Here is a 1,081-nt window from a genome sequence, read left to right as displayed (position 1 = left end):
GCCGAAGACGCCGAAGATCAGCGCGTTCCCGAGCGCCTGCACCACGAGCGCGAGGAGCGAGTCCCAGTTCTTGCTCGGGTTCCGCCGGAACGGGGAGAGGCACATCCCGATCGCGAAGACGGTGAAGTACGCGAAGAAGATCAGCGCGGGGTGCCGGAGGAGCTTGTAGTCGGAGCGCTCCTTCGCCGACATCTTCGCCCACATCTCGGTCGTCACCATCAGGTAGCTGCCGACGTGCGAGCCGACGATCTTCGCGGTGTGCGCGTGGTGGTAGTTGTGGGTCTCGCGCCACACGCTGGGCGGCACGAGAATCGACACACCGAACACCCAGTGAATCGCTTCGGCGAGCTTCGACTGGCGCAGCAGCGCGCCGTGCTGGAAGTCGTGGAAGAGACAGAACACGCGCACGATGGTGAGCCCCTCGACGAGGGAGAACGCCAGGCGCAAAAGCCACCACGGCGAGGCAATCGCGCCCGCCGCCAGCCCCGCGAGGATGAGGAGGCTCGAGATCGTCACCGCCCAGCTCTTGCCCTTGTCCTCTTCGGTGAAGGGACGGGTGGCGATGATGAGGTCCTTCTCCGTGCGCACGGCGGCGCCGGTCACGGTGCCAGCTTCAGCAGTTGCAGTCGTCATGACGCGGTGGCGCCTAGCACAACCTCAAAGCGCCACCCAAGGGCCGGAAGGGCAGGCATCAGGTCACGTTGTCCCAGAGGTAACCCTCGGCATCGAGCGCGTGATCGGCCAGCGACTTGATGAGCTCGTCGTCGTTGTCGTCGATCTTGTTCAAGTTCGAGCGCACGCGGCGCCGCACCTGGCCCGAGAGCACCTCGAGGATCTCGAGCTCCTTGGTCACCGCGGTCGCGCCCTTCTCGGTGACGGCGGTCGAGACGCGCGACATCGTGCACGCCAGCATGAAGAGGTCGATCATCATGTCGGCGAGCCGGCGGCTGGCGAACTGCTTGCCGATGACGTTCTTGCCGTGCTTGCGCAAGATGCGGTCGACCGCGAGCGCGAGATCCTTGGTCAGCTCTTCGAAGTTGAGCTGCACCTTCTGCAGCGCCGGGTGCAGCTTCGTGAACTG

General features: G+C 65.1%; 2 protein-coding genes. Both read right to left on the bottom strand.

Annotated elements, in window-relative coordinates:
- A partial coding sequence (locus EB084_26305; GenBank protein ID NDD31775.1) for a fatty acid desaturase occupies window positions 1-603 on the bottom strand: 603 nt, incomplete at its 3' end.
- An 88-nt stretch (window positions 604-691) separates the two neighbouring features.
- Window positions 692-1,081: acyl-CoA dehydrogenase (locus tag EB084_26300; GenBank protein NDD31774.1), on the bottom strand; the 390-nt coding region annotated here is incomplete at its 5' end.

It is taken from the genome of Pseudomonadota bacterium, from assembly GCA_010028905.1.
Lineage (GTDB): Bacteria > Vulcanimicrobiota > Xenobia > RGZZ01 > RGZZ01 > RGZZ01.
Note: the sequence above shows the minus strand (reverse complement) of the source record. Positions and strands in the feature narration are given on the sequence as shown.